General features: G+C 66.0%; 20 protein-coding genes and 2 pseudogenes. 16 read left to right on the forward strand and 6 right to left on the reverse strand.

Annotated features, from left to right (window positions below):
* Positions 1–134: 134 nt before the first annotated feature.
* Positions 135–869, reverse strand: coding sequence for a TetR/AcrR family transcriptional regulator (locus ACESMO_RS04545; RefSeq protein ID WP_372706997.1), 735 nt, complete (start codon positions 867–869; stop codon positions 135–137).
* A gap of 175 nt (positions 870–1,044) precedes the next feature.
* On the opposite strand from ACESMO_RS04545, the gene ACESMO_RS04550 reads away from it, so the two are divergent.
* The 8 genes from ACESMO_RS04550 (at position 1,045) to ACESMO_RS04585 (ending at position 12,624) form a co-directional block, all read left to right on the forward strand.
* A complete protein-coding gene (locus tag ACESMO_RS04550) occupies positions 1,045–3,267 on the forward strand; it encodes a TonB-dependent receptor (protein WP_372706998.1) in 2,223 nt (740 codons plus the stop codon).
* A 139-nt stretch (positions 3,268–3,406) separates the two neighbouring features.
* Positions 3,407–4,720 (forward strand): spinster family MFS transporter, encoded by a 1,314-nt coding sequence (locus ACESMO_RS04555; protein ID WP_372706999.1) that lies wholly within the window; start codon positions 3,407–3,409, stop codon positions 4,718–4,720.
* An 82-nt stretch (positions 4,721–4,802) separates the two neighbouring features.
* Positions 4,803–5,993 carry an ADP-forming succinate--CoA ligase subunit beta gene (gene sucC, locus ACESMO_RS04560; protein WP_372707000.1) on the forward strand — a complete coding sequence of 397 codons (1,191 nt, stop codon included), beginning with the start codon at positions 4,803–4,805 and terminating at the stop codon, positions 5,991–5,993.
* Positions 5,993–6,565, forward strand: coding sequence for a hypothetical protein (locus tag ACESMO_RS04565; protein ID WP_372707001.1), 573 nt, complete (start codon positions 5,993–5,995; stop codon positions 6,563–6,565). The genes sucC and ACESMO_RS04565 overlap by 1 nt, the downstream gene beginning before the upstream one ends.
* Before the next feature lie 13 nt (positions 6,566–6,578).
* Complete coding sequence (sucD, locus tag ACESMO_RS04570) at positions 6,579–7,481, forward strand: succinate--CoA ligase subunit alpha (RefSeq protein WP_372707002.1); 903 nt, start codon at positions 6,579–6,581, stop codon at positions 7,479–7,481.
* 145 nt (positions 7,482–7,626) lie between these two features.
* A complete protein-coding gene (locus tag ACESMO_RS04575; RefSeq protein WP_372707003.1) occupies positions 7,627–10,647 on the forward strand; it encodes a 2-oxoglutarate dehydrogenase E1 component in 3,021 nt (1,006 codons plus the stop codon).
* A gap of 38 nt (positions 10,648–10,685) precedes the next feature.
* Entirely contained in the window at positions 10,686–12,272 is a 1,587-nt protein-coding gene (gene odhB / locus ACESMO_RS04580) for a 2-oxoglutarate dehydrogenase complex dihydrolipoyllysine-residue succinyltransferase (protein ID WP_372707004.1), read from the forward strand.
* 34 nt (positions 12,273–12,306) lie between these two features.
* Positions 12,307–12,624: a hypothetical protein gene (locus ACESMO_RS04585; protein ID WP_372707005.1), complete on the forward strand. Its 318-nt coding sequence runs from the start codon at positions 12,307–12,309 to the stop codon at positions 12,622–12,624.
* Positions 12,625–12,755: 131 nt separating this feature from the next.
* On the opposite strand, the gene ACESMO_RS04590 is transcribed toward ACESMO_RS04585, so the two are convergent.
* The 3 genes and pseudogenes from ACESMO_RS04590 to ACESMO_RS04600 form a co-directional block, all read right to left on the reverse strand.
* On the reverse strand, positions 12,756–13,961 hold the full coding sequence (locus ACESMO_RS04590; RefSeq protein WP_372707006.1) for a CaiB/BaiF CoA transferase family protein: 1,206 nt from the start codon (positions 13,959–13,961) through the stop codon (positions 12,756–12,758).
* Positions 13,962–14,143: 182 nt separating this feature from the next.
* Positions 14,144–14,245, reverse strand: a pseudogene (locus ACESMO_RS04595) (TerC family protein); the annotation flags it as partial.
* Positions 14,246–14,423: 178 nt separating this feature from the next.
* Complete coding sequence (locus tag ACESMO_RS04600; protein ID WP_372707007.1) at positions 14,424–14,645, reverse strand: hypothetical protein; 222 nt, start codon at positions 14,643–14,645, stop codon at positions 14,424–14,426.
* Positions 14,646–14,868: 223 nt separating this feature from the next.
* On the opposite strand from ACESMO_RS04600, the gene ACESMO_RS04605 reads away from it, so the two are divergent.
* From ACESMO_RS04605 to ACESMO_RS04640, 8 genes are all read left to right on the forward strand, one after another.
* The gene (locus tag ACESMO_RS04605) at positions 14,869–15,423 is read left to right on the forward strand and encodes a F0F1 ATP synthase subunit delta (protein WP_372707008.1); all 555 of its coding nucleotides are present in this window, start codon (positions 14,869–14,871) and stop codon (positions 15,421–15,423) included.
* 69 nt (positions 15,424–15,492) lie between these two features.
* Positions 15,493–17,028, forward strand: a complete 1,536-nt coding sequence (atpA, locus tag ACESMO_RS04610) for a F0F1 ATP synthase subunit alpha (protein WP_372707009.1) — start codon at positions 15,493–15,495, stop codon at positions 17,026–17,028.
* Positions 17,029–17,060: 32 nt separating this feature from the next.
* Complete coding sequence (locus ACESMO_RS04615) at positions 17,061–17,939, forward strand: F0F1 ATP synthase subunit gamma (RefSeq protein WP_372707010.1); 879 nt, start codon at positions 17,061–17,063, stop codon at positions 17,937–17,939.
* Between the two features lie 45 nt (positions 17,940–17,984).
* Positions 17,985–18,251 (forward strand): hypothetical protein, encoded by a 267-nt coding sequence (locus ACESMO_RS04620; protein WP_372707011.1) that lies wholly within the window; start codon positions 17,985–17,987, stop codon positions 18,249–18,251.
* Positions 18,248–18,616: a type II toxin-antitoxin system VapC family toxin gene (locus tag ACESMO_RS04625; protein ID WP_372707012.1), complete on the forward strand. Its 369-nt coding sequence runs from the start codon at positions 18,248–18,250 to the stop codon at positions 18,614–18,616. The genes ACESMO_RS04620 and ACESMO_RS04625 overlap by 4 nt, the downstream gene beginning before the upstream one ends.
* A 17-nt stretch (positions 18,617–18,633) precedes the next feature.
* Entirely contained in the window at positions 18,634–20,187 is a 1,554-nt protein-coding gene (gene atpD, locus ACESMO_RS04630; protein ID WP_372707013.1) for a F0F1 ATP synthase subunit beta, read from the forward strand.
* A 2-nt stretch (positions 20,188–20,189) separates the two neighbouring features.
* Entirely contained in the window at positions 20,190–20,459 is a 270-nt protein-coding gene (locus tag ACESMO_RS04635; RefSeq protein ID WP_304882227.1) for an ATP synthase F1 subunit epsilon, read from the forward strand.
* A gap of 338 nt (positions 20,460–20,797) precedes the next feature.
* Complete coding sequence (locus ACESMO_RS04640; protein ID WP_372707014.1) at positions 20,798–21,118, forward strand: multidrug efflux SMR transporter; 321 nt, start codon at positions 20,798–20,800, stop codon at positions 21,116–21,118.
* A 13-nt stretch (positions 21,119–21,131) separates the two neighbouring features.
* Here the strand turns inward: ACESMO_RS04640 and ACESMO_RS04645 are convergent, their stop codons facing one another.
* Both ACESMO_RS04645 and ACESMO_RS04650 read right to left on the reverse strand, forming a co-directional pair.
* Positions 21,132–21,605: an RNA pyrophosphohydrolase gene (locus ACESMO_RS04645; RefSeq protein WP_372707015.1), complete on the reverse strand. Its 474-nt coding sequence runs from the start codon at positions 21,603–21,605 to the stop codon at positions 21,132–21,134.
* A 51-nt stretch (positions 21,606–21,656) separates the two neighbouring features.
* A pseudogene (locus ACESMO_RS04650) lies at positions 21,657–21,774 on the reverse strand (IS5/IS1182 family transposase); the annotation flags it as partial.

Raw genomic sequence — 21,774 nt, forward strand, 5'->3', positions numbered from 1 at the left:
CACGCTCCCGAAGATCGTCCGAACGCGCCTTGCCCATAATAGCCTCCCAATCAGAAGACCCATGGACTCACGGTTCGGACCCGATGGGAATCCCCCGCTCGATCACATTCGATTCAACTCAGCGGGCGGCTGCTCTAGCCCCGAGCGGGGGGTGGTCGTTCGCATACGGCGCGGAAGCCGGCGGCGGCGAAGCGCACCATGTAGTCGCAGGCGGTCTCCAGGTCGCCCGAGCGGCACAGGCCGCCGGACAGGCGATCCAGCCGCCCCGTCTCGCCCAGCGTCAGCGTCAGGGCCCCCGACAGATTGTGCCAGGCCCAGTAGAGGTCCTGGTCGCGTGCCTCGGGCAGGACGCGGCGGATCAGGTCGATCATCCGGTGGATGGCGGGGTCATAGTATCGGGCCATGATCTCGCCGCCGAAGGTGGGATTGGCGTTGGTCTGGGCCACCAGCGCGGAATAGTGTTTCCAGCCTGGCCCGCCCTTCAGCGACCACTCGAACGGGGGACGCAGGAAGGCTTCCAGCAGACCCTCCAGGGTCATAGCGTCGCCCATGTTCCGCGCGTAGCGGTTGATGGCCTCGACGCGCTCGTTGTTCCAGATCTCTGCCCGGCGCAGGAAGACGGCGTCGAACAGACCTCGCTTGGACACGAAATAATAGTGGATCAGGGCGGTGTCGATGCCCGCCTCTCGCGCCACCTCGCGGATCGTGACGCCGTAGAATCCGTGTTTCGAGAACAGGTCCTCGGCCGCGTCCAATATGGTGTCGCGGGTGTCGGCCGTCCCTTCCGCGCGGGCCTTCGGCGGGCGGCCGCGTTTGGCGGGCGCCGGCGCGGGTCTGGCTACGGCGGGCGGCGCTTCCGGCTTGGTCATGGCGGCAGGCTAAGCCCTGATAAGGGGTGCGTGCAACGGCGCCACAGCCAAACAACAAGATGCCGCCCGACATGCGCCACCGTTTGACAGGCGGCTGAAAGCGGTTACGTTCCACTAAATCATTGAACGCTGAATAAAGGCGTCTCGGGCTGGAAATCACGGAATGGGGCTTCAAATGAACAGATACGTAAAGACCGCCTTGCTGGCGGGGGCCGCCTGGAGCGCGCTCTCGACTTTCGCCATGGCGCAGGACGCCGCGCCGCAGGACGGAGCATCGGCGCTCGACGACGTCATCGTCACCGCGCGCCGTCGCGACGAAGCGCTGAAAGACGTGCCGGTCGCAGTGTCCAGCCTGGGCGCGGAGCGGCTTGAAGAAACCGGTGCCACCGACATCACGGCCCTGCAGCAGCAGACACCGAACGCGACCGTGCAGGTCGCCCGTGGCTCCAACTCGACCCTGATCTCCTTCATTCGCGGCGTCGGCCAGCAGGATCCGCTGTGGGGCTTCGAGCCCGGCGTGGGCCTTTATGTCGACGACGTTTACGTCGCCCGGCCGCAAGGCGCCGTGCTCGATGTCTATGACATCCAGCGCATCGAGGTGCTGCGTGGTCCGCAAGGCTCGCTGTACGGGCGCAACACCATCGGCGGCGCGATCAAATATGTGACGTCGCGCCTTTCGGCTGAGCCGGAACTGACCCTGCGAGGCGCCTACGGCAGCTACAACCAGATCGACCTGCTGGCGAGCGGCAGCCTGCCGCTGGCCGACAATCTCCGCATCGGAGGCGCGATCGCCAGCTATGACCGCGACGGCTACGGCGAGAACCTGAACACGGGCGCTGAGGTTTACAACAAGGACGTCCTGGCCGGCCGCCTGAGCCTGGAATGGGAACCGCGCGACGATATCATGGTCCGCCTGGCCTATGACCGGGTTCAGGATGACTCCAATCCCCGCCACGGCCATCGGGAAGTCGCTGGTGTCGGCGTCGGTGCCGGGATCCCGGCCAACGTTTACGACACCTTCGCCGGCGTCGGCGACACGAACTCGGTGGAGAACCAGGGCCTGGCCCTGACCCTTCAAGCCGAGATCAACGACAACTGGACCTTCAAGTCGATCACAGCCTATCGCGACGGCGACACGGAAACGGTCATCGATTTCGACAACACCCCGGCGCCGACGCTGGACATCCCGGCCTTCTATTCCGACGAACAGATGACGCAGGAATTCCAGTTCCTGTTCGACTACGACCGGGTTCAGGGCGTGGCCGGCTTCTTCTATCTGGACGGCACGGCCTCGGGTGCCTTCGACACGATCCTCGGCAACCTCGGCTTCGCGATCGGCACGGGCGGCTCGGTGAAGACCGAGAGCTGGGCCGGCTTCGCCGACGTCAACCTGGACTTGACCGACCGCCTGCATCTCGGACTGGGCATGCGGTACACCCTGGACGACAAGACGGGTCAGGTGTTCCGAGCCAACTATCTGGGCGCGGCCCGCACGCCGCTGCTGGGCGGCACGGCCCGTCCCACGCTCGGCGCGCCTCGCACCAACTACACGAACAGCAACTCGTTCGACAATTTCTCGCCGAAGGTCTCGCTGTCCTATGATCTGTCGGATGACATCACGGGCTATGTCTCGTTCTCGCAGGGCTTCAAGTCGGGCGGCTTCGACATGCGCGGCGACGCCACCTCCACGCCGCAGACCGTCAACGGTTATGATCCTGAAACAGTCGATTCCTACGAGATCGGCCTGAAGGGTTCGCTGTTCGACCGTCGCCTGTCCTTCAGCTCGGCCGTCTTCCAGAACGACTACCAGGACCAGCAGGTGACCACCCAGGTGCCGATCATCGTTGGCGGCGTAACCACTGGTATCGCCAGCTTCGTCGACAACGTCGGCTCGTCGACCTTCAAGGGCGCCGAAGTCGAGGCCCGGCTGGTCCTCACCGACTGGCTGACCGCCAACCTGGCCGTCGGTTATCTGGACTCACAGTTTGACGAGTTCCTGCGCTTCAACCTGGTGACCAGAACGTTCGAGGACATCTCCAGCCAGGTCGTCCTGCAGAACGCGCCGAAATACACCGGCTATTTCGGCCTGACCTATCGCGGCGAGATCGCCGGCGGCCAGCTGGCGGTGACCCCGTCGGTCAGCTACCGCGACGACTACAGCCAGTTCGAGTTCCCGAACCCGATTCTCGACCAGGAGGCCTATACGCTGGTCGACCTGTCGATCCTCTGGACCGATCCGGGCGACCGCTACACGATCGGACTGTTCGGCAAGAACCTGACCGACGAGGCATACCGCGTGGGCGGCTACAACTTCCCGGGCGCGGCGTTCAACAACTCGCTGATCGGCTATTACGGACCGCCGCAGACTTTCACCGCCTCGCTGCAGGTCAAGTTCTGATCCTCAAGACGACTCCTGAAGCCTGATCGCATCTGATCACGGGCGGCGGTTCAACGAGCCGTCGCCCTTTTTCTTTTGCGTCGGGCCACAGCCCCGCTACCGTCACAGCCAACCAGAAGACCAGGTCGAGGGAAACGCCATGAGCACGACGGACCAGGGCATCGGCCCCGCCGCCAATCCGGGCTATCGCGCCTATGTGCTGGCGCTGTTGATGGTCGTCTATACCTTCAACTTTATCGACCGGCAGATCCTCGCCATCCTGGCCCCCTACATCCAGGCCGATCTGGGGTTCGACGACGAGATGATGGGGCTGCTGGGCGGCCCGGCGTTCGCCATCGTCTATTCGACCCTGGCCCTGCCCATCGCCTGGCTGGCCGACCGGATGAGCCGCGTCTCGATCATCAGCGTGTCGCTGGCGGTGTGGAGCGGTTTCACCGCCCTGTGCGGACTGGCCACGAGCTTCTGGCCCCTGTTCGGTGCCCGTATGGGGGTCGGCGTCGGCGAGGCGGGTGGGGTCGCGCCGTCCTATTCTCTGGTTTCCGACTATTTCCCCAAGGCGCAGCGGGCCCGCGCCCTGGCCGTCTTTTCGTTCGGCGTGCCGATCGGAACGGCGCTGGGCTATCTGTTCGGAGGTATACTCGCTGCCCTGATTGATTGGCGCGTGGCCTTCGTCGTGGTGGGCCTCGCCGGGGTGCTGCTGGCTCCGGTGCTGAAACTCACGGTCAAGGATCCGGTAAGGGGCGGCTTCGATCGGGCCGAGCCTGTCGCCGGGGCCGCCGAGACGGAGCATGTCCCAACCAAGGCGGCCGGTTTTGGCGAGGTGTGGGGGATCCTTCTCAGGAAGCCCAGTTTCTGGTTCCTGGCCTTTGGTGCGGCCTGTTCGTCGGTCTACGGCTATGGCTCGGCGTTCTGGCTGCCCAGCTTCTTCGAGCGGTCGCTGGGCATGGCCGGGGTCGAACGTGCGGTCTATATCGCCGGAATTGCCTTTATCGGCGGCACCGCCGGTATCTGGTTCGGTGGCTGGCTCGCCGACAAACTGGGCAAGGGTGCGGCCAGGTTCTGGTATCCGCTGGTCCCTGCGCTCGGCTTCATCATCGCCGTTCCGTTGTTTTTCCTGGCCATGAACGTCGAGAACAAATGGCTGGCCTTCGCCTTGTTCCTGGTTCCACAGGCGCTGAGTCTGGCCTGGCTGGGGCCGGTCCTGACCGCGATCCAGCACCTGGTACCGGCCCATATGCGCTCGACCGCCTCGGCCAGTTTCCTGCTGATCAACAATCTGGTCGGCATCGGTCTGGGCATCTATCTGCTCGGGGCCGTGTCCAAGGCCCTGACCCCGATCTACGCCGAGGAAGCGCTCCGTTACTCCCTCTATGTGGGTCAGTGGTTCTATGCGCTGGCCGCGATCCTGATGATCCTGGCCTCGCGCAGCCTGAAGAAGGACTGGGTAGACTGATTGCGGGGCGATGGTTGCGCCTGCGAAGGGGCGACGCCTATAAGCGCCGCAACTCCCCCCAGCAGTCCGGCGGCCCCTCCCCATGAACATCCACGAGTATCAGGCCAAACAGGTCCTGAAGGGCTTTGGCGCGCCGGTCGCCGAGGGCGTCGCGATCACTTCTGCCGATCAGGCCGAGGCCGCCGCGCGGTCGCTGCCCGGCCCGCTTTATGTGGTCAAGTCACAGATCCACGCGGGTGGCCGAGGCAAGGGCAGGTTCAAGGAACTGGGCCCCGACGCCAAGGGCGGCGTGCGCCTGGCCCGGTCGATCGAAGAGGTCGTCTCCAACGCCAGGGAGATGCTGGGCAATACGCTGGTCACCGCCCAGACCGGTCCGGCCGGCAAACAGGTCAACCGCCTTTATATCGAGGACGGGGCCGACATCGAGCGTGAGCTTTACTGCTCGCTGCTGGTCGACCGCTCGACCGGGCGCGTGTCCTTCGTGGTCTCGACCGAGGGCGGCATGGACATCGAGGCGGTCGCCCACGACACGCCCGAAAAGATCGTCACCATCGACATCGATCCGCAAGCCGGCGTCACCGCCGCCAATGTGGCCGAGATCAACACCGCCTATGGCCTGAGCGGAACGGCTGCCAGGGACGGCGAGACCCTGTTCCCGATCCTGTACAAGGCCTTCGTCGACAAGGACATGGCCATGCTGGAGGTCAATCCGCTGATCGTCATGCCCGACGGTCGCCTGCGGGTGCTGGACGCCAAGGTCAGCTTCGACGGCAACGCCCTGTTCCGCCAAGACGACATGAAGGCGCTGCGCGACGAGACCGAGGAAGACGCCAAGGAGATCGAGGCCTCCAAATGGGATCTCGCCTATGTCTCGCTGGACGGCAACATCGGCTGCATGGTCAACGGGGCCGGCCTCGCCATGGCGACGATGGACATCATCAAACTGTACGGCAAGGAGCCGGCCAATTTCTGCGACGTCGGCGGCGGTGCCGGCAAGGAAAAGGTCGCGGCGGCGTTCAAGATCATCACCGCCGACCCGGCCGTCCAGGGCATCCTGGTCAACATCTTCGGCGGCATCATGAAGTGCGACGTCATCGCCGAGGGCGTGGTCGCGGCGGTGAAAGAGGTGGGCCTGAAGGTGCCACTGGTCGTCCGCCTGGAAGGCACCAATGCCGAACTGGGCAAGAAGATTCTCAACGAGAGCGGCCTGGCCATCACGGCGGCGGACGACCTCGACGACGCGGCGCAGAAGATCGTCGCGGCGGTGGGCTAGTGCTTCTGGCGGCCTCTATAACCGGAGCGCTGCTTGCGGGCGGCTTATCCTTGCACGAGGAAACGTCGACGGCATTCCGGTTGTTCCGGGATGTCTGTCTGGCGAGCGACGGTGACCGAAGCCGGATAATCGATGCCGCCGGGGAAAACGGGTTCGCAATACAGGTCGGCGTCCGGCCGCGCGCATTCGGCAGGCTCACCAACGCAGTCATGCTGCCCTGGACCGGGGACGAAATGAAGACGGCGCTCTTCATTGGCTGGCGTGGACCGCTCCTGTCCTGTGTCATCACTTCACGACGTGGCGACCAGCCCGACTTCACCGAAGACGTCGAGTCATGGACAGGTTTTGAGGCCGACCCCGCTCGAGTCAGCGGATCAGTTACCAACTACTTTTTTACCCAGACCGAGCGCGGCCGCGAGTCGATTGGCGACGCCACGCCAGAGCAGCAAAGCGCTTTCCTCGCTGATGGATCTTTCCGCGTCCTGTGGACATCCCGGACCGATGAAGCCGTCACCCTTAGTTTCACAGCGCCGCCGAAAGGCGATGCGCCTACCTCGACCGCCAGCGAATAGCCGGAAGAAAATCATGTCCATCCTCGTCGACCGCAATACCAAGATCATCGTCCAGGGCCTGACCGGCAAGACCGGCGGGTTCCACACCGAGCAGGCGCTGGCCTATCACGGGACGCAGATGGTCGGCGGCGTGCACCCGACCAAGGGCGGCCAGACCTGGACCGGGTCGGGCGGCGAGACGCTGCCGATCTACGCCTCAGTGGCCGAGGCGCGCGACGCGACGAAGGCCAACGCCTCGGTCATCTACGTCCCGCCGGCGGGGGCCGCCGACGCCATCATCGAGGCCATCGAGGCCGAAATTCCCTTCATCACCTGTATCACCGAGGGCATTCCGGTGCTGGACATGGTGCGGGTCAAGCGCCGCCTGGAAGGGTCGAAGTCGCGCCTGCTGGGCCCCAACTGCCCCGGCATCCTGACGCCGGACCAGTGCAAGATCGGCATCATGCCAGGCTCGATCTTCAAAAAGGGCAACGTCGGCATCGTCTCGCGTTCGGGCACCCTGACCTATGAGGCGGTGTTCCAGACCACCAACGAGGGCCTCGGCCAGACCACGGCCGTCGGCATCGGCGGCGACCCGGTCAAGGGCACGGAATTCATCGACGTGCTGGAGATGTTCCTGGCCGACCCCGAGACCCAATCCATCGTCATGATCGGCGAGATCGGCGGCGGGGCCGAGGAAGACGCCGCCCAGTTCCTGATCGATGAGGCGAAGAAAGGCCGCTCCAAGCCTATGGTCGGTTTCATCGCCGGCCGCACCGCGCCCAAGGGCCGGACCATGGGCCACGCCGGGGCCGTGGTCTCGGGCGGCAAGGGCGATGCGGAGTCCAAGATTGCGGCCATGCAGGCGGCCGGAATCACCGTCTCGCCCTCTCCGGCGCGTCTGGGGACGACGCTGGTGGACGTGCTGAAGGGCTAAAGATTTCCTTCTCCCCTTGCGGGAGAAGGGAAATTTGTTCGCATTTGCCCCCCTTCGGTCATGACCCATAAGGAAACAGCGGCTATATCAGCGTCACCGGTCGCAAGCAGACGCGCGCGCGCCGCCCAAGGGACGTGACGATACGATGGCGGACGATGCCGGTCGGCTGAACCAGGTCTTTGCCGAGACCAGCTTTCTGTATGGCGCGAACGCCTCGTTCATCGAGGACCTGCACGAGAAATGGGCGACCGATCCGTCGTCCCTCTCGACCGAGTGGCGCGCCTTCTTCGACCAGCTGCGCGACACCGCCGAAACTGTGAAGGCGTCCAGCGGCGCGGGGAGCTGGGGCCGTCCCGTCACAACCGAGCCGACCGAAGCCTCGGGCGTGTTCGACGGTCGCTGGCCAGCGCCGAAACCCGACCCTGCCAAAAAGCCGGTCGCAGCCGCCGCCGAGCCAGCGACCGCTGCGGCGACCGCTCCAGCCGACCCGTCCAGCGCGGTCATTCGAGCCGCCGCGCACGATTCCATCCGCGCCCTGATGCTGATCCGCAGCTATCGCGTGCGCGGCCATCTGCAGGCCAACCTCGACCCGCTGGGCATCGAGCTGCCGACCAGTAATCCGGAGCTGACCCCCGAATTCTACGGCTTCAGCGAGCCCGACCTTGACCGCCCGATCTTCCTGGATGGCGTTCTGGGCCTCCAGACCGGCACTATCCGCGAAGTGATGGCCCTGCTCAAACGCACCTACTGCGGCACGCTGGGCATCCAGTTCATGCATATCGCCGAGCCGGACGAGAAGAAGTGGCTACAGGCGCGCTTCGAGGGATCGGACAAATTCGCCCAGAACGGCTTCACCCGTGAGGGCAAGCTGGCCATCCTCAACAAGCTGATCGAGGCCGAGGGCTTCGAACGGTTCCTGCACAAGCGTTTCCCGGGAACCAAGCGGTTCGGCTTGGACGGTGGCGAGGCCATGGTTCCGGCGCTGGAGCAGATCATCAAGCGCGGCGGTGCCCTGGGCGTCGACGAGGTCGTCTTCGGCATGGCCCACCGGGGCCGTCTGAACACGCTCGCGGCCGTGATGGGCAAACCCTACAAGGCCATCTTCCACGAGTTCCAGGGCGGCTCGACCGTGCCCTCGGACATCGAGGGTTCGGGCGACGTCAAATATCACATGGGCGCATCGTCGGACCGCGAGTTCGACGGCAACACCGTCCATCTGTCGCTGACCGCCAACCCGTCGCATCTCGAGATCGTCAATCCGGTGGTGCTGGGCAAGGCGCGGGCGAAACAGGCGTTCGACATCCGCGAGGCCGCCGCCCAGTCGGCAGACGACGCGGGCGAGCAGCTCGCGCTGGACCGCTCCAAGGTCATGCCGCTGCTGATCCATGGCGACGCGGCCTTCGCGGGCCAGGGCGTGGTCGCCGAATGCTTCGCCCTGATGGGGCTGAAGGGCTACCGCACCGGCGGGACGATGCATTTCGTCGTCAACAACCAGATCGGTTTCACGACCAGTCCGCGTAACAGCCGCTCCTCGCCCTATCCGTCCGACGTGGCCCTGATGGTCCAGGCGCCGATCTTCCACGTCAACGGCGACGACCCGGAAGCGGTCGTCTTCGCCGCCAAGGTGGCTACCGAGTTCCGGCAGAAATTCCACAAGGACGTGGTGGTGGACATGTTCTGCTACCGCCGCTTCGGCCACAACGAGGGCGACGATCCGACCTTCACCCAGCCGCTGATGTATTCGAAGATCCGCGCCCTGCCGTCGACCCGCGAGATCTATGCCAAACGGCTGGTGGCGGAAGGCGTGATCGATCAGGCGGGCGTGGACGCGGAAGTGGCGCGCTTCGAGGCCTTCCTCGACGCCGAGTTCGAGGCGGGCAAGACCTTTGAAGCGCACAAGGCCGACTGGATGGACGGCCAGTGGCAGGGAATCGGCCTGCCCGAGGGCGATGAACGCCGTGGCGAGACCTCGGTCCCGGCCGCGAAGCTGTCGGACCTCGGCCACCGGCTGACGACCACGCCGAACGACGTCGACGTGCACAAGACGCTGAAACGGGTGATGGAGGGCCGCCGCGAGATGATCTCGACCGGCCAGAACATCGACTGGTCCACGGCCGAGAGCCTGGCGTTCGGCTCGCTGCTGGACGAGGGCTTCCCGGTTCGCCTGTCGGGCCAGGATTCGGTGCGCGGCACTTTCAGCCAGCGCCATTCGGGCATCGTCGACCAGACCACCGAGGCCCGTTACGTCCCACTGAACAACATCCGCGACGGCCAGGCCGAGTTCGAGGCGATTGACTCCGCCCTGTCGGAAGAGGCCGTGCTGGGCTTCGAATACGGCTATGCCGTCACCGACCCCAACACCTTGGTGATGTGGGAAGCCCAGTTCGGCGACTTCGTGAACGGCGCGCAGGTCGTGATCGACCAGTTCATCACCTCTGGCGAGCGCAAATGGCTTCGCATGTGCGGCCTGACCATGCTGCTGCCCCACGGCTATGAGGGGCAGGGGCCGGAGCATTCCTCGGCCCGTCTCGAACGCTTCCTGCAGCAGTGCGCCGAGGACAATATCCAGGTCGCCAACTGTTCGACCCCGGCCAACTATTTCCACATCCTGCGCCGCCAGATGCACCGGCCGTTCCGCAAGCCGCTGATCATCATGACGCCCAAGAGCCTGCTGCGGCACAAGAAGGCGGTCTCGACGATCGCCGACATGGCCGAGGGCAGCTCGTTCCACCGCGTGCTGCACGACGACGCCCAGACGCGGCCCGAGGTCGCCGGGATCACGATCAAGGCCGACAAGGCCGTCCGCCGCGTCGTCCTGTGCTCGGGCAAGGTCTATTACGACCTGCTGGAGCGGCGCGAGCGCGACCAGGTCGACGACGTCTATCTGATGCGGCTGGAGCAGTTCTATCCGTGGCCGATGAAGTCGCTGCTGACCGAACTGGCCCGCTTCCCCGACGCCGAACTGGTCTGGTGCCAGGAAGAGCCCAAGAACATGGGCGGCTGGACCTTCGTCGATCCCTGGCTGGAGTTGACGCTGGAGAAACTGCCGGTGAAGTCCAGACGCGCGCGGTACGTGGGTCGTCCTGCCTCGGCCTCGACCGCCGCCGGCCTGATGAGCCGGCACCTGAAAGAACTCGACGCCTTCCTGACCGACGCCTTCGCCTGATACGCCCTTACCTGACCTAACGAGACCTGGACCCGACCATGGCCGACATCCTGACCCCCGCCCTCGGCGAATCCGTCACCGAAGCCACGATCGGCAAGTGGACGAAGAAGGCCGGCGACGCCGTCAAAAAAGACGAGGTCCTGGTCGAGCTGGAAACCGACAAGGTGTCGCTGGAAGTCGTCTCGCCGTCAGATGGCGTCCTGTCCGAAATCAGGGCCCCCGACGGCGAGACCGTCATACCCGGCGCCGTTCTGGGCGTGGTGATTGAAGGCGCCGCAGCGGCACAGACCGCCGAGGCTCCGAAGGTGGAAGCGAAGGCCGCGCCGGCACCCAAGGCCGAAGCCCTCCCGGCCGCCGCCTCGCCGGCACCGACCGCAGCACCCGCCGCCGCCTCCGTGGGGTCCGTCCCGATCATGACGCCGACCATGGGCGAGAGCGTCGCCGAAGGCACGATGGGGACCTGGCTCAAGGCATCGGGCGACACGGTCGCCAGGGACGAGATGCTGGTCGAGATCGAGACCGACAAGGTCGCGGTCGAGGTGTCGGCACCCGCCGCAGGCATCCTGACCATTTCCGCCGAGTCCGGAGCCACCGTCACGCCCGGCCAGCAGATCGGCAGCATCGCGGCCTCGGGCGCCGCGCCGGCCGCAACGTCGGCGCCCGCACCCGCCACGGGTGGTTCGGCCAACGCCGGCTCGGCGCAGGTCAAGTCGGGCGAGGACCCGCATCTGTCGCCCGCCGTCCAGCGCGTGGTGAGCGAGAACAATCTGGATCCCAAGGCGCTCGCCGCCACCGGCCCCAAGGGCAACATCACCAAGGCCGATGCCGTCAATGCGATTGGCGCAGCCCCGGCCCCAGCCGCCTCGGCTCCGGCCACGGCCCCCGCCCCGGCTTCAACGGTGCCCACCGCCCCGCGCGCCGACCAGCCGCGCGAGGAACGGGTCAAGATGACCCGGCTGCGCCAGACCATCGCCCGCCGCCTCAAGGAATCACAGAACACCGCCGCCCAGCTGACCACCTTCAACGAGGTGGACATGACCAGCGTCATGGCCCTGCGGACCCAGTACAAGGACGTGTTCGAGAAGCGCCACGGCGTGAAGCTGGGCTTTATGTCCTTCTTCACCCGGGCGGTGGTCGCGGCCCTGAAGGAGATTCCGGCGGTCAACGCCGAGATCGACGGCACCGACCTGATCTACAAGAACCACTATGACATCGGCGTCGCCGTCGGCACCGAAAAGGGTCTGGTCGTGCCAGTCCTGCGCGATGCGGATACGCTGTCGCTGGCGGGCATCGAAAAGGGCATTGCCGCTCTGGGCAAGGCGGCCCGCGACGGTGCCCTGACGCTGGACCAGCTGCAGGGCGGGACCTTCACCATCACCAACGGCGGCACCTATGGCTCGCTGATGTCGACCCCGATCCTCAACGCGCCGCAGTCGGGCATCCTGGGCATGCACAACATCGTCCAGCGCCCGATGGCGGTGGACGGCCAGGTGGTGATCCGGCCGATGATGTATCTGGCCCTGAGCTACGACCACCGCATCGTCGACGGCAAGGAGGCCGTGACCTTCCTCGTCCGCGTCAAGGACCTGCTGGAAGACCCGGCGCGGGCGTTGCTGGATTTGTAGGGTCAGGCATTGGGAGCGGAGGAGTGAGCGATCAATGATCGAGATCGCCCGTTTCGCCGATGTCTATGAGGCCGAGATCGCTGCCGCTCGGCTGCGGGCGGACGGCTATGACCCGGTGCTGGGCGGTGCCGAGCATGCGAAAGCCAACCCTCTGGTGCTTCAGGCGCTGGGCGGCGTGAATCTGTCGGTGCCGAACGAGCAGGCCGCCGTGGCGCGGACGCTGCTCGACCGATTGCGGAGCGGTGCGGAACGGATCGAAGACGCCGACCCGGTCCCGGACAACCCGGCGCGCAAGGCTGGTGCGCTCGCCCTGCTCGCGGCCATCGGGCTCGGATTTCTGGTCGGTTCCTGAGGTCCTGGGACAACCGCCAGACAGTGATCGGCACTGTCGTGACTGCGGCATTGCGGCCTTGTCATCCCGCATCACCGCTTCGCGGTGTCCGGGATGACAACGAGTCCAACCTTTGTCGAAGGCAGATGAAGCTAGCCTGCGTCCCGGTCCGGCCGGCCCCGAGCGCCCAGAACCGCGTCCGTATCCTGCCCAAGGGCCGGCGGCGCCCGGTCATAGGCGACCGGGGTCAGCGACATCCGAATGGGGTTGGCGACCGTCCGCACCGGCGCGCTCAGGTCGGCCCGCGCCTGCGTGACCTCCAGCCCGCGATGCTTCGCCTGTGGCTCGTCGAACACCTGATCGACGGTGTTCACCGGTCCGCACGGCACGCCTGCCGTCTCCAGCGCCGCCATCAGCGCCTTCATGGTCAGACCGGCCGTGATGGCAGAGAGCTCGGCGGTCATCGCCGCGCGGTGCTCGATGCGCAGGGCATTGGTCAGGAAGCGCGGGTGGGTGCCCATGCCCGCCGCGCCCAGCGCCCCGGCCAGAGCCCGGAACTGGCTGTCATTACCGACCGCGATCACGACCATTCCGTCCGCGCACGGAAAGGGCTGATAGGGGGCGAGATTGGGGTGGGCATTGCCCATCCGCGCCGGCACCTGGCCCGAGACAAAGAAATTGGTCGCCTGATTGGCCAGCATGGCCGCCTGGACGTCGAACAGGGCGATGTCGATATGCTGACCCTCGCCGGTCGCGCGGGCGTGCATCAGGGCCGCGAGAATGGCGTTCGACGCATACAGGCCGGTGAACAGGTCGACGACGGCGACGCCGACCTTCATCGGCTCAGCCCCAGGCGCGCCGTCCGGCTGGCCGGTGATCGACATCAGCCCGCCCATGGCCTGGATCATATAGTCATAGCCGGCGCGGTGAGCGTCCGGCCCGTCCTGACCGAAGCCGGTGATCGAGCAATAGACGAGGCGCGGATTGATCGCCGACAGGGCGGCGTGGTCGAGGCCGTACTTCTTTAGCCCGCCGGTCTTGAAATTCTCGACCAGGACGTCGCAGGTCTTCGTCAGTTCACGGATCACGGCGGCGCCTTCGGGTGTGGCGATGTCCAGTTCGACCGACTTCTTGCCCCGATTGGCGCACAGGAAATAGGCGGCGTCGCCCTTGGAGCCGTCCGTCTTTGTGGTGAAGGGCGGCCCCCAGTGGCGGGTGTCGTCGCCGACGCCGGGCCGTTCGATCTTGATCACCTCCGCGCCGAGATCGGCCAGCATCTGCGTCGCCCATGGCCCGGCCAGCACGCGGCTGAGGTCGAGGACGCGGACGCCGGAGAGGGGGCCGGACGGCGCGGTCACGCCTATACCCCCTGCTCGGCCGTCTCGGCCTTGTTGAGGCTGACCTGACGAGCATCCAACGCGGCCTGTTTCCTGACCGCTGCCTTGCGCGACGCCATGTTCAGCGCCCCGACCCCCGCCGAGAAGGCCATGGCGGCATAGATACAGCCCTTGGGCCCATGGGCGCCGAAGCCCTCGGCGATCAGAACCATCTCGATCCCCGGCACCACCTCCATCACGATCAGGGTGACCAGCGCCGCCCAGGCGGCAGGGTCCGAGAGAAGCGGAATAATGCTGTCGAACATGGTCGGCGTGATCCTGAACTTGAGCCCGAACGCGCTTGTAACGTCCAGTCAGCGGGTGCGGCAATGGCGCGCGGTCCGGCGCGATGTCTCGGCCGGCTGTCGACCAGTTGAGCCGGTCAGCCCTGGCCGGTCGGGGCAGGCACCTCCCTGACCAGGGCGCCCGCGCCGCCGCCAGCGATCACCGCCTGACGCACCGCCGCCGCACCGCCGCCGCATGGCTGGCGAAGCTCTGGGCCTCGACATAGATACGGCCAGCCTGCGGACAGGCGGTGCGGATCCAGCCGCGGCGGCCCAGCTGATCCAGAGCTGCTGCGACATCATCGCCGGTTGCTGCGGCGGTAGAATGCCCTGCTGCCCGTAACGTCAGCGGCTGATTGAGGAAGACGTCCGCTCCGAACAAGGCCGGGCGCCTTTTTCGTTTCGACCCCGTGGCGGCCTGCCCCTGTAGCGGCCCGGCTCGGTTGCGGCCCAAGGGTATGAGTGCTATCAGGCGCCCGGCTGAGCCGGAGAGCGCGTTGTGGGACGCGGCTTCGGCGTGCTTTATTCAAGCATTTCAGGCCTTTGATCGGCGCGCAATCCGCCGCCGGTCGCAAACCCGAACGCTAACCCGCGCGGACCGTATTGTGGCTGACGATTACAGGACGACGAAAGTCGGCGAGCGCTACGCACAGGCGCTGTTCGACCTCGCTGACGAAACGGGCGTCCTGGACGCCGTGCGCGCCGATCTGAAGTCGCTGCGCGCCGCGTGGAACGACAGCGCGGACCTGCGCCGCCTCGCCAACTCGCCGGTGATGGCCGCCGAGGACCAGCAAAAAGGTCTGGTCGCCATCGCCGACAAGGCCAGGTTCAACGGCGTGACCCGCAACTTCCTCGGCCTGCTGGGCCAGAACGGCCGCTCGGGCGATCTGCCCGCCGTCATGGCCGGTTTCGACCTGCTCCATGCGAAGAAGACCGGCGTGGTCGCCGCTGAGGTCGTCTCGGCCCAGGCCCTGACCGCCGCACAGATGAAATCCATCCAGACCGCGCTCCGCACCTCGCTGGGCAAGGATCCGGAAATGACCGCCCGCGTCGATCCGTCGATCCTGGGCGGCCTCAAGGTCAAGGTCGGCTCGAAGCTTTTCGACGCCTCGCTGAAGACCAAGCTCGACCAGATGAAATTCGCCCTCAAGCGCGCGTAAGCCGCCCCGATCAACACGACCGCCGGCGCCCCTCGCGGTGCCCGACAAGACGATAACAGAGAGCCTCTCATGGACATCCGCGCCGCCGAAATCTCGGCCATCCTCAAGTCGCAGATCGCCAATTTCGGCGTGGAAGCCGACGTCTCGGACGTCGGCCAGGTGCTGTCGGTCGGCGACGGCATCGCTCGCATCCACGGTCTGGACAAAGTCCAGGCCGGCGAGATGATCGAATTCCCCAAGGCCGGCGTGAAGGGCATGGCCCTGAACCTGGAGCGCGACAACGTCGGTGCCGTGATCTTCGGCCAGGACAACCAGATCGCCGAGGGCGACGAGGTCCGCCGTCTGGGCGAGATCGTGGACGTCCCGGTCGGCAAGGGCCTGCTGGGCCGAGTCGTCAACCCGCTGGGCGAGCCGATCGACGGCAAGGGCCCGATCCAGTTCACCGAGCGCCGCCGCGTCGACGTCAAGGCACCGGGCATCATCCCGCGCAAGTCGGTGCACGAGCCGATGCAGACCGGCCTGAAGGCTATCGACACCCTGATCCCGATCGGCCGCGGCCAGCGCGAACTGATCATCGGTGACCGTCAGGTCGGCAAGACCGCCGTCGCCATCGACACCATCCTGAACCAGAAGAGCACCAACGCGGCTGCCACGTCGGAAGGCGAGAAGCTTTACTGCATCTACGTCGCCATCGGTCAGAAGCGCTCGACCGTGGCCCAGATCGTCAAGACGCTCGAGGAGCGCGGCGCGCTGGACTACACCATCATCGTCGCCGCCACGGCGTCCGAGCCGGCCCCGCTGCAGTTCCTGGCCCCGTTCTCGGGCACGGCCATGGGCGAGTTCTTCCGCGACAACGGCATGCACGCCCTGATCGTCTATGACGATCTGTCCAAACAGGCAGTGGCCTATCGCCAGATGTCCCTGCTGCTGCGCCGTCCGCCGGGCCGCGAAGCCTATCCGGGCGACGTCTTCTATCTGCACAGCCGCCTGCTGGAGCGTTCGGCCAAACTCAACGCCGACTACGGCTCGGGCTCGATGACCGCCCTGCCGCTGATCGAGACCCAGGCCAATGACGTGTCGGCCTATATTCCCACCAACGTAATCTCGATCACCGACGGCCAGATCTTCCTGGAATCCGACCTGTTCTACCAGGGCATCCGCCCGGCCGTGAACGTCGGCATCTCGGTGTCGCGCGTGGGCTCATCGGCCCAGACCAAGGCGATGAAAAAGGTCGCCGGCTCGATCAAGGGCGAACTGGCCCAGTATCGCGAGATGGCCGCCTTCGCCAAATTCGGCTCGGACCTCGACGCCTCGACCCAGAAGCTGCTGGCGCGCGGGGCCCGTCTGACCGAGCTGCTCAAGCAGCCGCAGTACAGCCCGCTGACCATGGAAGAGCAGGTCGTCTCGGTCTACGCTGGCACGCGCGGTTATCTGGACGGCATCGCCGTCGGCGACATCGGCCGCTTCGAGACCGAACTGCTGGCGCGCATCAAGTCGTCGAACGCCTCCCTGCTCGACGGCATCCGCACGAAGAAGGACCTCACCGCCGAGCTCGAAACCGAGCTGAAGTCGGTGCTGGAAGCCTTCGTCAAGACGTTCGCCTGAGCCCTGACCGGATAGCGAGAGAGTAGCCCCGGATGGCCAGCCTCAAGGAAATGCGCAATCGGATCGGAAGCGTGAAGTCCACGCAGAAGATCACGAAAGCCCTCAACATGGTCGCCGCGGCCAAGCTGAAGCGCGCCCAGGACCAGGCCGAAAGCGCGCGTCCCTATGCCCGCAAGATGGCGGCCGTGATCGCCAATCTGGCCGCGGGCGTGTCCGGCGACGGAGCGCCAAGGCTGCTGGCCGGCACGGGCAAGGATCAGAAGCACCTCGTCGTCGTCGCCACAGGCGACAAGGGTCTGGCGGGCGGTTTCAACACCAACGTCATCCGCGCCGCGCGCGATCGAATCAACAGTCTGATCGCCGCCGGCAAGGACGTCCGCATCATCGCCGTGGGCCGCAAGTCCCGCGACGGCATGTTGCGCCTGTACGGCGACAAGCTGGTCAAGACCTTCGAGATGAGCGACCACAAGGTTGTCGGCCTGCCCGCCGCCGAGCCGATCGCGGCCCTTATCGCCGAGGAGTTCGAGGCCGGCCATGCCGACGTCGTGACCCTGTTCTACAGCCGCTTCCAGTCGGTCATCGCCCAGGTGCCGACGCCCAAGCAACTGATCCCGGCGGTCGTCGACGGCGACGCGGCGCCGATCGACCTGAACGGCGCGACCTATGAGTATGAGCCCTCGGAAGAGGAAATCCTCGAGACCCTGCTGCCGCGCAACATCACCACCCAGGTGCTGGCCGCCCTCTACGAGAACCAGGCCAGCTTCTTCGGGGCCCAGATGGGCGCCATGGACAACGCCACCCGCAACGCGGGCGACCTGATCAACGCTCTGACGCTCAGCTACAACCGCAGACGCCAGGCCCAGATCACCACCGAACTGATCGAGATCATCGCCGGGGCCGAAGCGCTGTGATCTGACAGCATTGACAGCAACGCTAGCAATCATCATCTAGAGACCATGGCCACCCTGACCGTCCGAAACCTGCCTGACGCGACCCGTGATGCGATCCGCATCGCGGCGGCGCGCCATGGGCGGAGCATGGAGGCGGAAGTGCGCATGGCGCTGGAGACGACCTTCAAGTCCGCCAAGCCCGTTCTGACCCCTCAGGAGCGTCTCGCGCGCATCGATGCGGCTGTCATGAAGGCCTATGCGGGCAAAAGGCCTGACTGGACCGTCGATGAATTTATCGCCGAGCGCCGCCAGGCCGCGGAGCGGGGCGAATGAGCGTGATCGACGCCTCCGCTGTGCTGGCGGTCATCAAGGGCGAGCGGGGCGCGGAAGCCGCTGTCGGCCACCTGCCCGACGCGGTCATTTCGCACGTAAACCTGGCCGAGGTGATCGGGCGGCTGGCGCGCGACGGGCGCGATGCCGCCGAGATCGACGCCATTCTGGACTCGCTTGACCTGAACGCCGTTGAAACCACCGCCGGCCAGGCACGACGCGCCGGCGCGCGGGCCACGATCAAGGACCTGTCGCTCGGCGACCGGTTCTGCATCGCTCTCGCCGAAGAGCGCGACGAACCCCTCATCACCGCTGACACCGACTGGGCAAAGCTCGATGTCAGCGTTCCCCTCGAAATGATCCGATAAGCCCAAGGCCGCAACAGATGACCGACACAATCAAGAAACCCGCCGCCAGGAAACCGGCCGCTCCCAAAGCCCCCAAGGCGGCCACCGCTGCGACCGGCAATGCCGTCGTCACCGCCGGCACCGGCGTGGGCCGGATCGCCCAGGTCATCGGCGCCGTGGTCGACGTCGAGTTCACCGGCCAACTGCCGGCGATCCTCAACGCGCTGGAAACCCAGAACGTCGACCAGAAGACCGGCCTGCCCTTCACCCTGGTTCTGGAAGTCGCCCAGCACCTGGGAGAGAACATGGTCCGCACCATCGCCATGGACACCTCGGAAGGCCTGACCCGCGGCCAGCCCGTGACCGACACCGGCACCTCGATCCTGGCCCCGGTCGGCCCCGGCACGCTCGGCCGCATCATGAACGTCGTCGGCGCGCCGATCGACGAACAGGGCCCTATCAAGACCACCATGTACCGCCCGATCCACCGCGAGGCCCCCAGCTTCGAGGAGCAGTCGACGTCGTCGGAAATCCTGGTCACCGGCATCAAGGTCATCGACCTGATGTGCCCCTACACCAAGGGCGGCAAGGTCGGCCTGTTCGGCGGCGCCGGCGTGGGCAAGACCGTGACCATGCAGGAGCTGATCAACAACATCGCCAAGGCCTACGGCGGCTATTCGGTGCTGGCGGGCGTGGGTGAGCGAACCCGCGAGGGCAACGACCTGTATCACGAGATGATCGAGTCCAACGTCAATGTGGACCCGGCCAAGAACGGCGGCTCGACCGAAGGCTCGAAATGCGCCCTCGTCTATGGCCAGATGAACGAACCTCCCGGCGCCCGCGCCCGCGTGGCCCTGACCGGCCTGGCCCAGGCCGAATATTTCCGCGACGAAGAGGGCAAGGACGTCCTGCTGTTCGTCGACAACATCTTCCGCTTCACCCAGGCCGGTTCCGAAGTGTCGGCGCTGCTGGGCCGCATCCCGTCGGCCGTGGGCTATCAGCCGACCTTGGCCACCGAGATGGGCAATCTGCAGGAGCGGATCACCTCGACCAAGAAGGGCTCGATCACCTCGGTCCAGGCCATCTACGTCCCCGCCGACGACCTGACCGACCCGGCCCCCGCCGCCTCGTTCGCCCACCTGGACGCGACCACGGTGCTGAACCGCGACATCGCCGCCCAGGCCATCTTCCCGGCCGTGGACCCGCTGGACTCGACCAGCCGGATCATGGACCCGCTGGTCATCGGCGAGGAACACTACCGCGTCGCCCGTTCGGTCCAGGAAGTGCTGCAGCAGTACAAGTCGCTGAAGGACATCATCGCCATCCTGGGCATGGATGAGCTGTCGGAAGAGGACAAGCTGATCGTCTCGCGCGCCCGCAAGATCAGCCGCTTCCTGTCGCAGCCCTTCTTCGTCGCCGAGCAGTTCACCAACGCGCCGGGCAAGTTCGTGTCGCTGGAAGACACGATCCGCTCGTTCAAGGGCATCGTCGCCGGCGAATACGACCACCTGCCCGAAGCCGCCTTCTACATGGTCGGTGCCATCGAGGAAGCCGTCGAGAAGGCCCAGAAGCTGGCTGAGGACGCGGCATAGGGATGGCCGGCAAACTCTCCTTCTCCCTCGTCTCGCCTGAGCGCGAGGTCTTCAACGGCCTCGTCGACCAGGTCGACGCGCCCGGCGTCGAGGGCGATTTCGGCGTCCTCGCCGACCACGCGCCCTTCATGACCGCCCTGCGCGAAGGCGTGGTCACGGTCATCGACGGCGGCTCGCGTCGACAGTTCGAGGTCCACGGCGGCTTCGCCGACGTGACCCCGGCCGGCCTGACCATCCTGGCCGAACAGGCCTCAGAAGTGGCTGCGGCCTAGTGTTTGTTATCCCGGACGCGGCAAAGCCGCGATCCGGGAGGCCGATGCCCATGATCTCCCCTCCCGGAAGGCGCAGCGCGCCTGTCCGGGAGCCGGTCTGACACGACCCGTATCCCGGTTCAGCTCTGCGAGCTGCCCGGGGTTTTTATTTTGGAGACCTGTCCCGTCCCGGCTCTCCGCTTCGCGTCGGCCGGGATGACAAGGCAGGGCGCCCTTGACCGCCCGGGCGAAGGCCCCAGATAGCAGCTTCAGACGAGGCCACGTCCTCGCCCCGGCGATCTTTTAGATCGCGGGCAAAGTCCGGGACGGCCCGGCCCTTTGCATGGAGGGCTGCGCCCATGGCCTGGACCTATCTTCTCATCGCCGGCCTGCTCGAAATTGTGTGGGCCTATTTCATGAAACAATCGGACGGGTTCACCCGTCTGTGGCCGAGCGTGGCGACCCTGGCCTTCATGGCGGCCAGCTTCGGCCTGCTGGCCCTGGCCATGAAGTCGCTGCCGATGAGCTCGGCCTATATGGTCTGGACCGGCATCGGCGCGGTCGGGGCCTTCGTGGTCGGCGTGGTCGTCCTGCAGGAACACCTCAGTCTGTTGCGGGTTCTGGCGGCGCTGCTGATCATCAGCGGGATTGTGCTGATGCGGCTGGCTCCAACGCAGTGAGGCGTGCAGCGATCTAGATCAGAAGCGACGCGAAGGCGGTCACGACCTGTTCGTAGGCGGCGCGCTTGAACGGCACGATCAGGTCGGGGGCGTCGGACAGCGAGCCCCAGCGCCAGGCGTCGAACTCGACCTCGCCGTGGGCCTCCAGATCGATCTCGGACTCTTGGCCGGTGAAGCGGAAGGCGAACCATTTCTGCTTCTGGCCCAGCCATCCGCGCGCCTGTTTGGAGCCGCCGTAGCCTTCGGGGAAGGCATAGGCGATCCAGTCGGCGGTCTCGGCCAGCAGATCGACGGAGGTGATGCCGGTTTCCTCGGCCAGCTCGCGCCGCGCGGCGGCCAGGTGATCTTCGCCGGAATCGACGCCGCCCTGGGGAAATTGCCAGCCGTGCGGTTCGGGCGTGTCCGAGCGGCGGCCGTACCAGGCGCGCCCGTCCGGATGGAACAGCACGACGCCGACGTTGGGGCGGTAGCGGGAGAGGTCGGTCATGGGGTGTGGGGAAGTGACCAGTGGTTAGTGATTAGGCTCAGGACTCATTGATCATAGCCAGAAGATCACCGTGGCGGCGATAGTGATGGCAGACATGAAGGTGTGTGCGCATCGGTCGTAGCGGGTGTGGATGCGCCGCCAGTCCTTGAGCCTGCCGAACATGTTCTCG

This window comes from Brevundimonas sp. (assembly GCF_041688735.1).
Taxonomy (GTDB): domain Bacteria; phylum Pseudomonadota; class Alphaproteobacteria; order Caulobacterales; family Caulobacteraceae; genus Brevundimonas.

Excerpts from the sequence above, each read along its gene's own strand:
- ACESMO_RS04620 (WP_372707011.1), top strand. The coding sequence starts at position 17,985 with ATGGCCACCCTGACCGTCCGAAACCTGCCTGACGCGACCCGTGATGCG.
- odhB (WP_372707004.1), top strand. The coding sequence starts at position 10,686 with ATGGCCGACATCCTGACCCCCGCCCTCGGCGAATCCGTCACCGAAGCC.
- sucD (WP_372707002.1), top strand. The coding sequence starts at position 6,579 with ATGTCCATCCTCGTCGACCGCAATACCAAGATCATCGTCCAGGGCCTG.
- ACESMO_RS04625 (WP_372707012.1), top strand. The coding sequence starts at position 18,248 with ATGAGCGTGATCGACGCCTCCGCTGTGCTGGCGGTCATCAAGGGCGAG.
- ACESMO_RS04550 (WP_372706998.1), top strand. The coding sequence starts at position 1,045 with ATGAACAGATACGTAAAGACCGCCTTGCTGGCGGGGGCCGCCTGGAGC.
- ACESMO_RS04545 (WP_372706997.1), bottom strand. The coding sequence starts at position 869 with ATGACCAAGCCGGAAGCGCCGCCCGCCGTAGCCAGACCCGCGCCGGCG.
- atpD (WP_372707013.1), top strand. The coding sequence starts at position 18,634 with ATGACCGACACAATCAAGAAACCCGCCGCCAGGAAACCGGCCGCTCCC.
- ACESMO_RS04615 (WP_372707010.1), top strand. The coding sequence starts at position 17,061 with ATGGCCAGCCTCAAGGAAATGCGCAATCGGATCGGAAGCGTGAAGTCC.
- atpA (WP_372707009.1), top strand. The coding sequence starts at position 15,493 with ATGGACATCCGCGCCGCCGAAATCTCGGCCATCCTCAAGTCGCAGATC.
- ACESMO_RS04640 (WP_372707014.1), top strand. The coding sequence starts at position 20,798 with ATGGCCTGGACCTATCTTCTCATCGCCGGCCTGCTCGAAATTGTGTGG.
- ACESMO_RS04575 (WP_372707003.1), top strand. The coding sequence starts at position 7,627 with ATGGCGGACGATGCCGGTCGGCTGAACCAGGTCTTTGCCGAGACCAGC.
- ACESMO_RS04645 (WP_372707015.1), bottom strand. The coding sequence starts at position 21,605 with ATGACCGACCTCTCCCGCTACCGCCCCAACGTCGGCGTCGTGCTGTTC.
- sucC (WP_372707000.1), top strand. The coding sequence starts at position 4,803 with ATGAACATCCACGAGTATCAGGCCAAACAGGTCCTGAAGGGCTTTGGC.
- ACESMO_RS04635 (WP_304882227.1), top strand. The coding sequence starts at position 20,190 with ATGGCCGGCAAACTCTCCTTCTCCCTCGTCTCGCCTGAGCGCGAGGTC.
- ACESMO_RS04585 (WP_372707005.1), top strand. The coding sequence starts at position 12,307 with ATGATCGAGATCGCCCGTTTCGCCGATGTCTATGAGGCCGAGATCGCT.
- ACESMO_RS04555 (WP_372706999.1), top strand. The coding sequence starts at position 3,407 with ATGAGCACGACGGACCAGGGCATCGGCCCCGCCGCCAATCCGGGCTAT.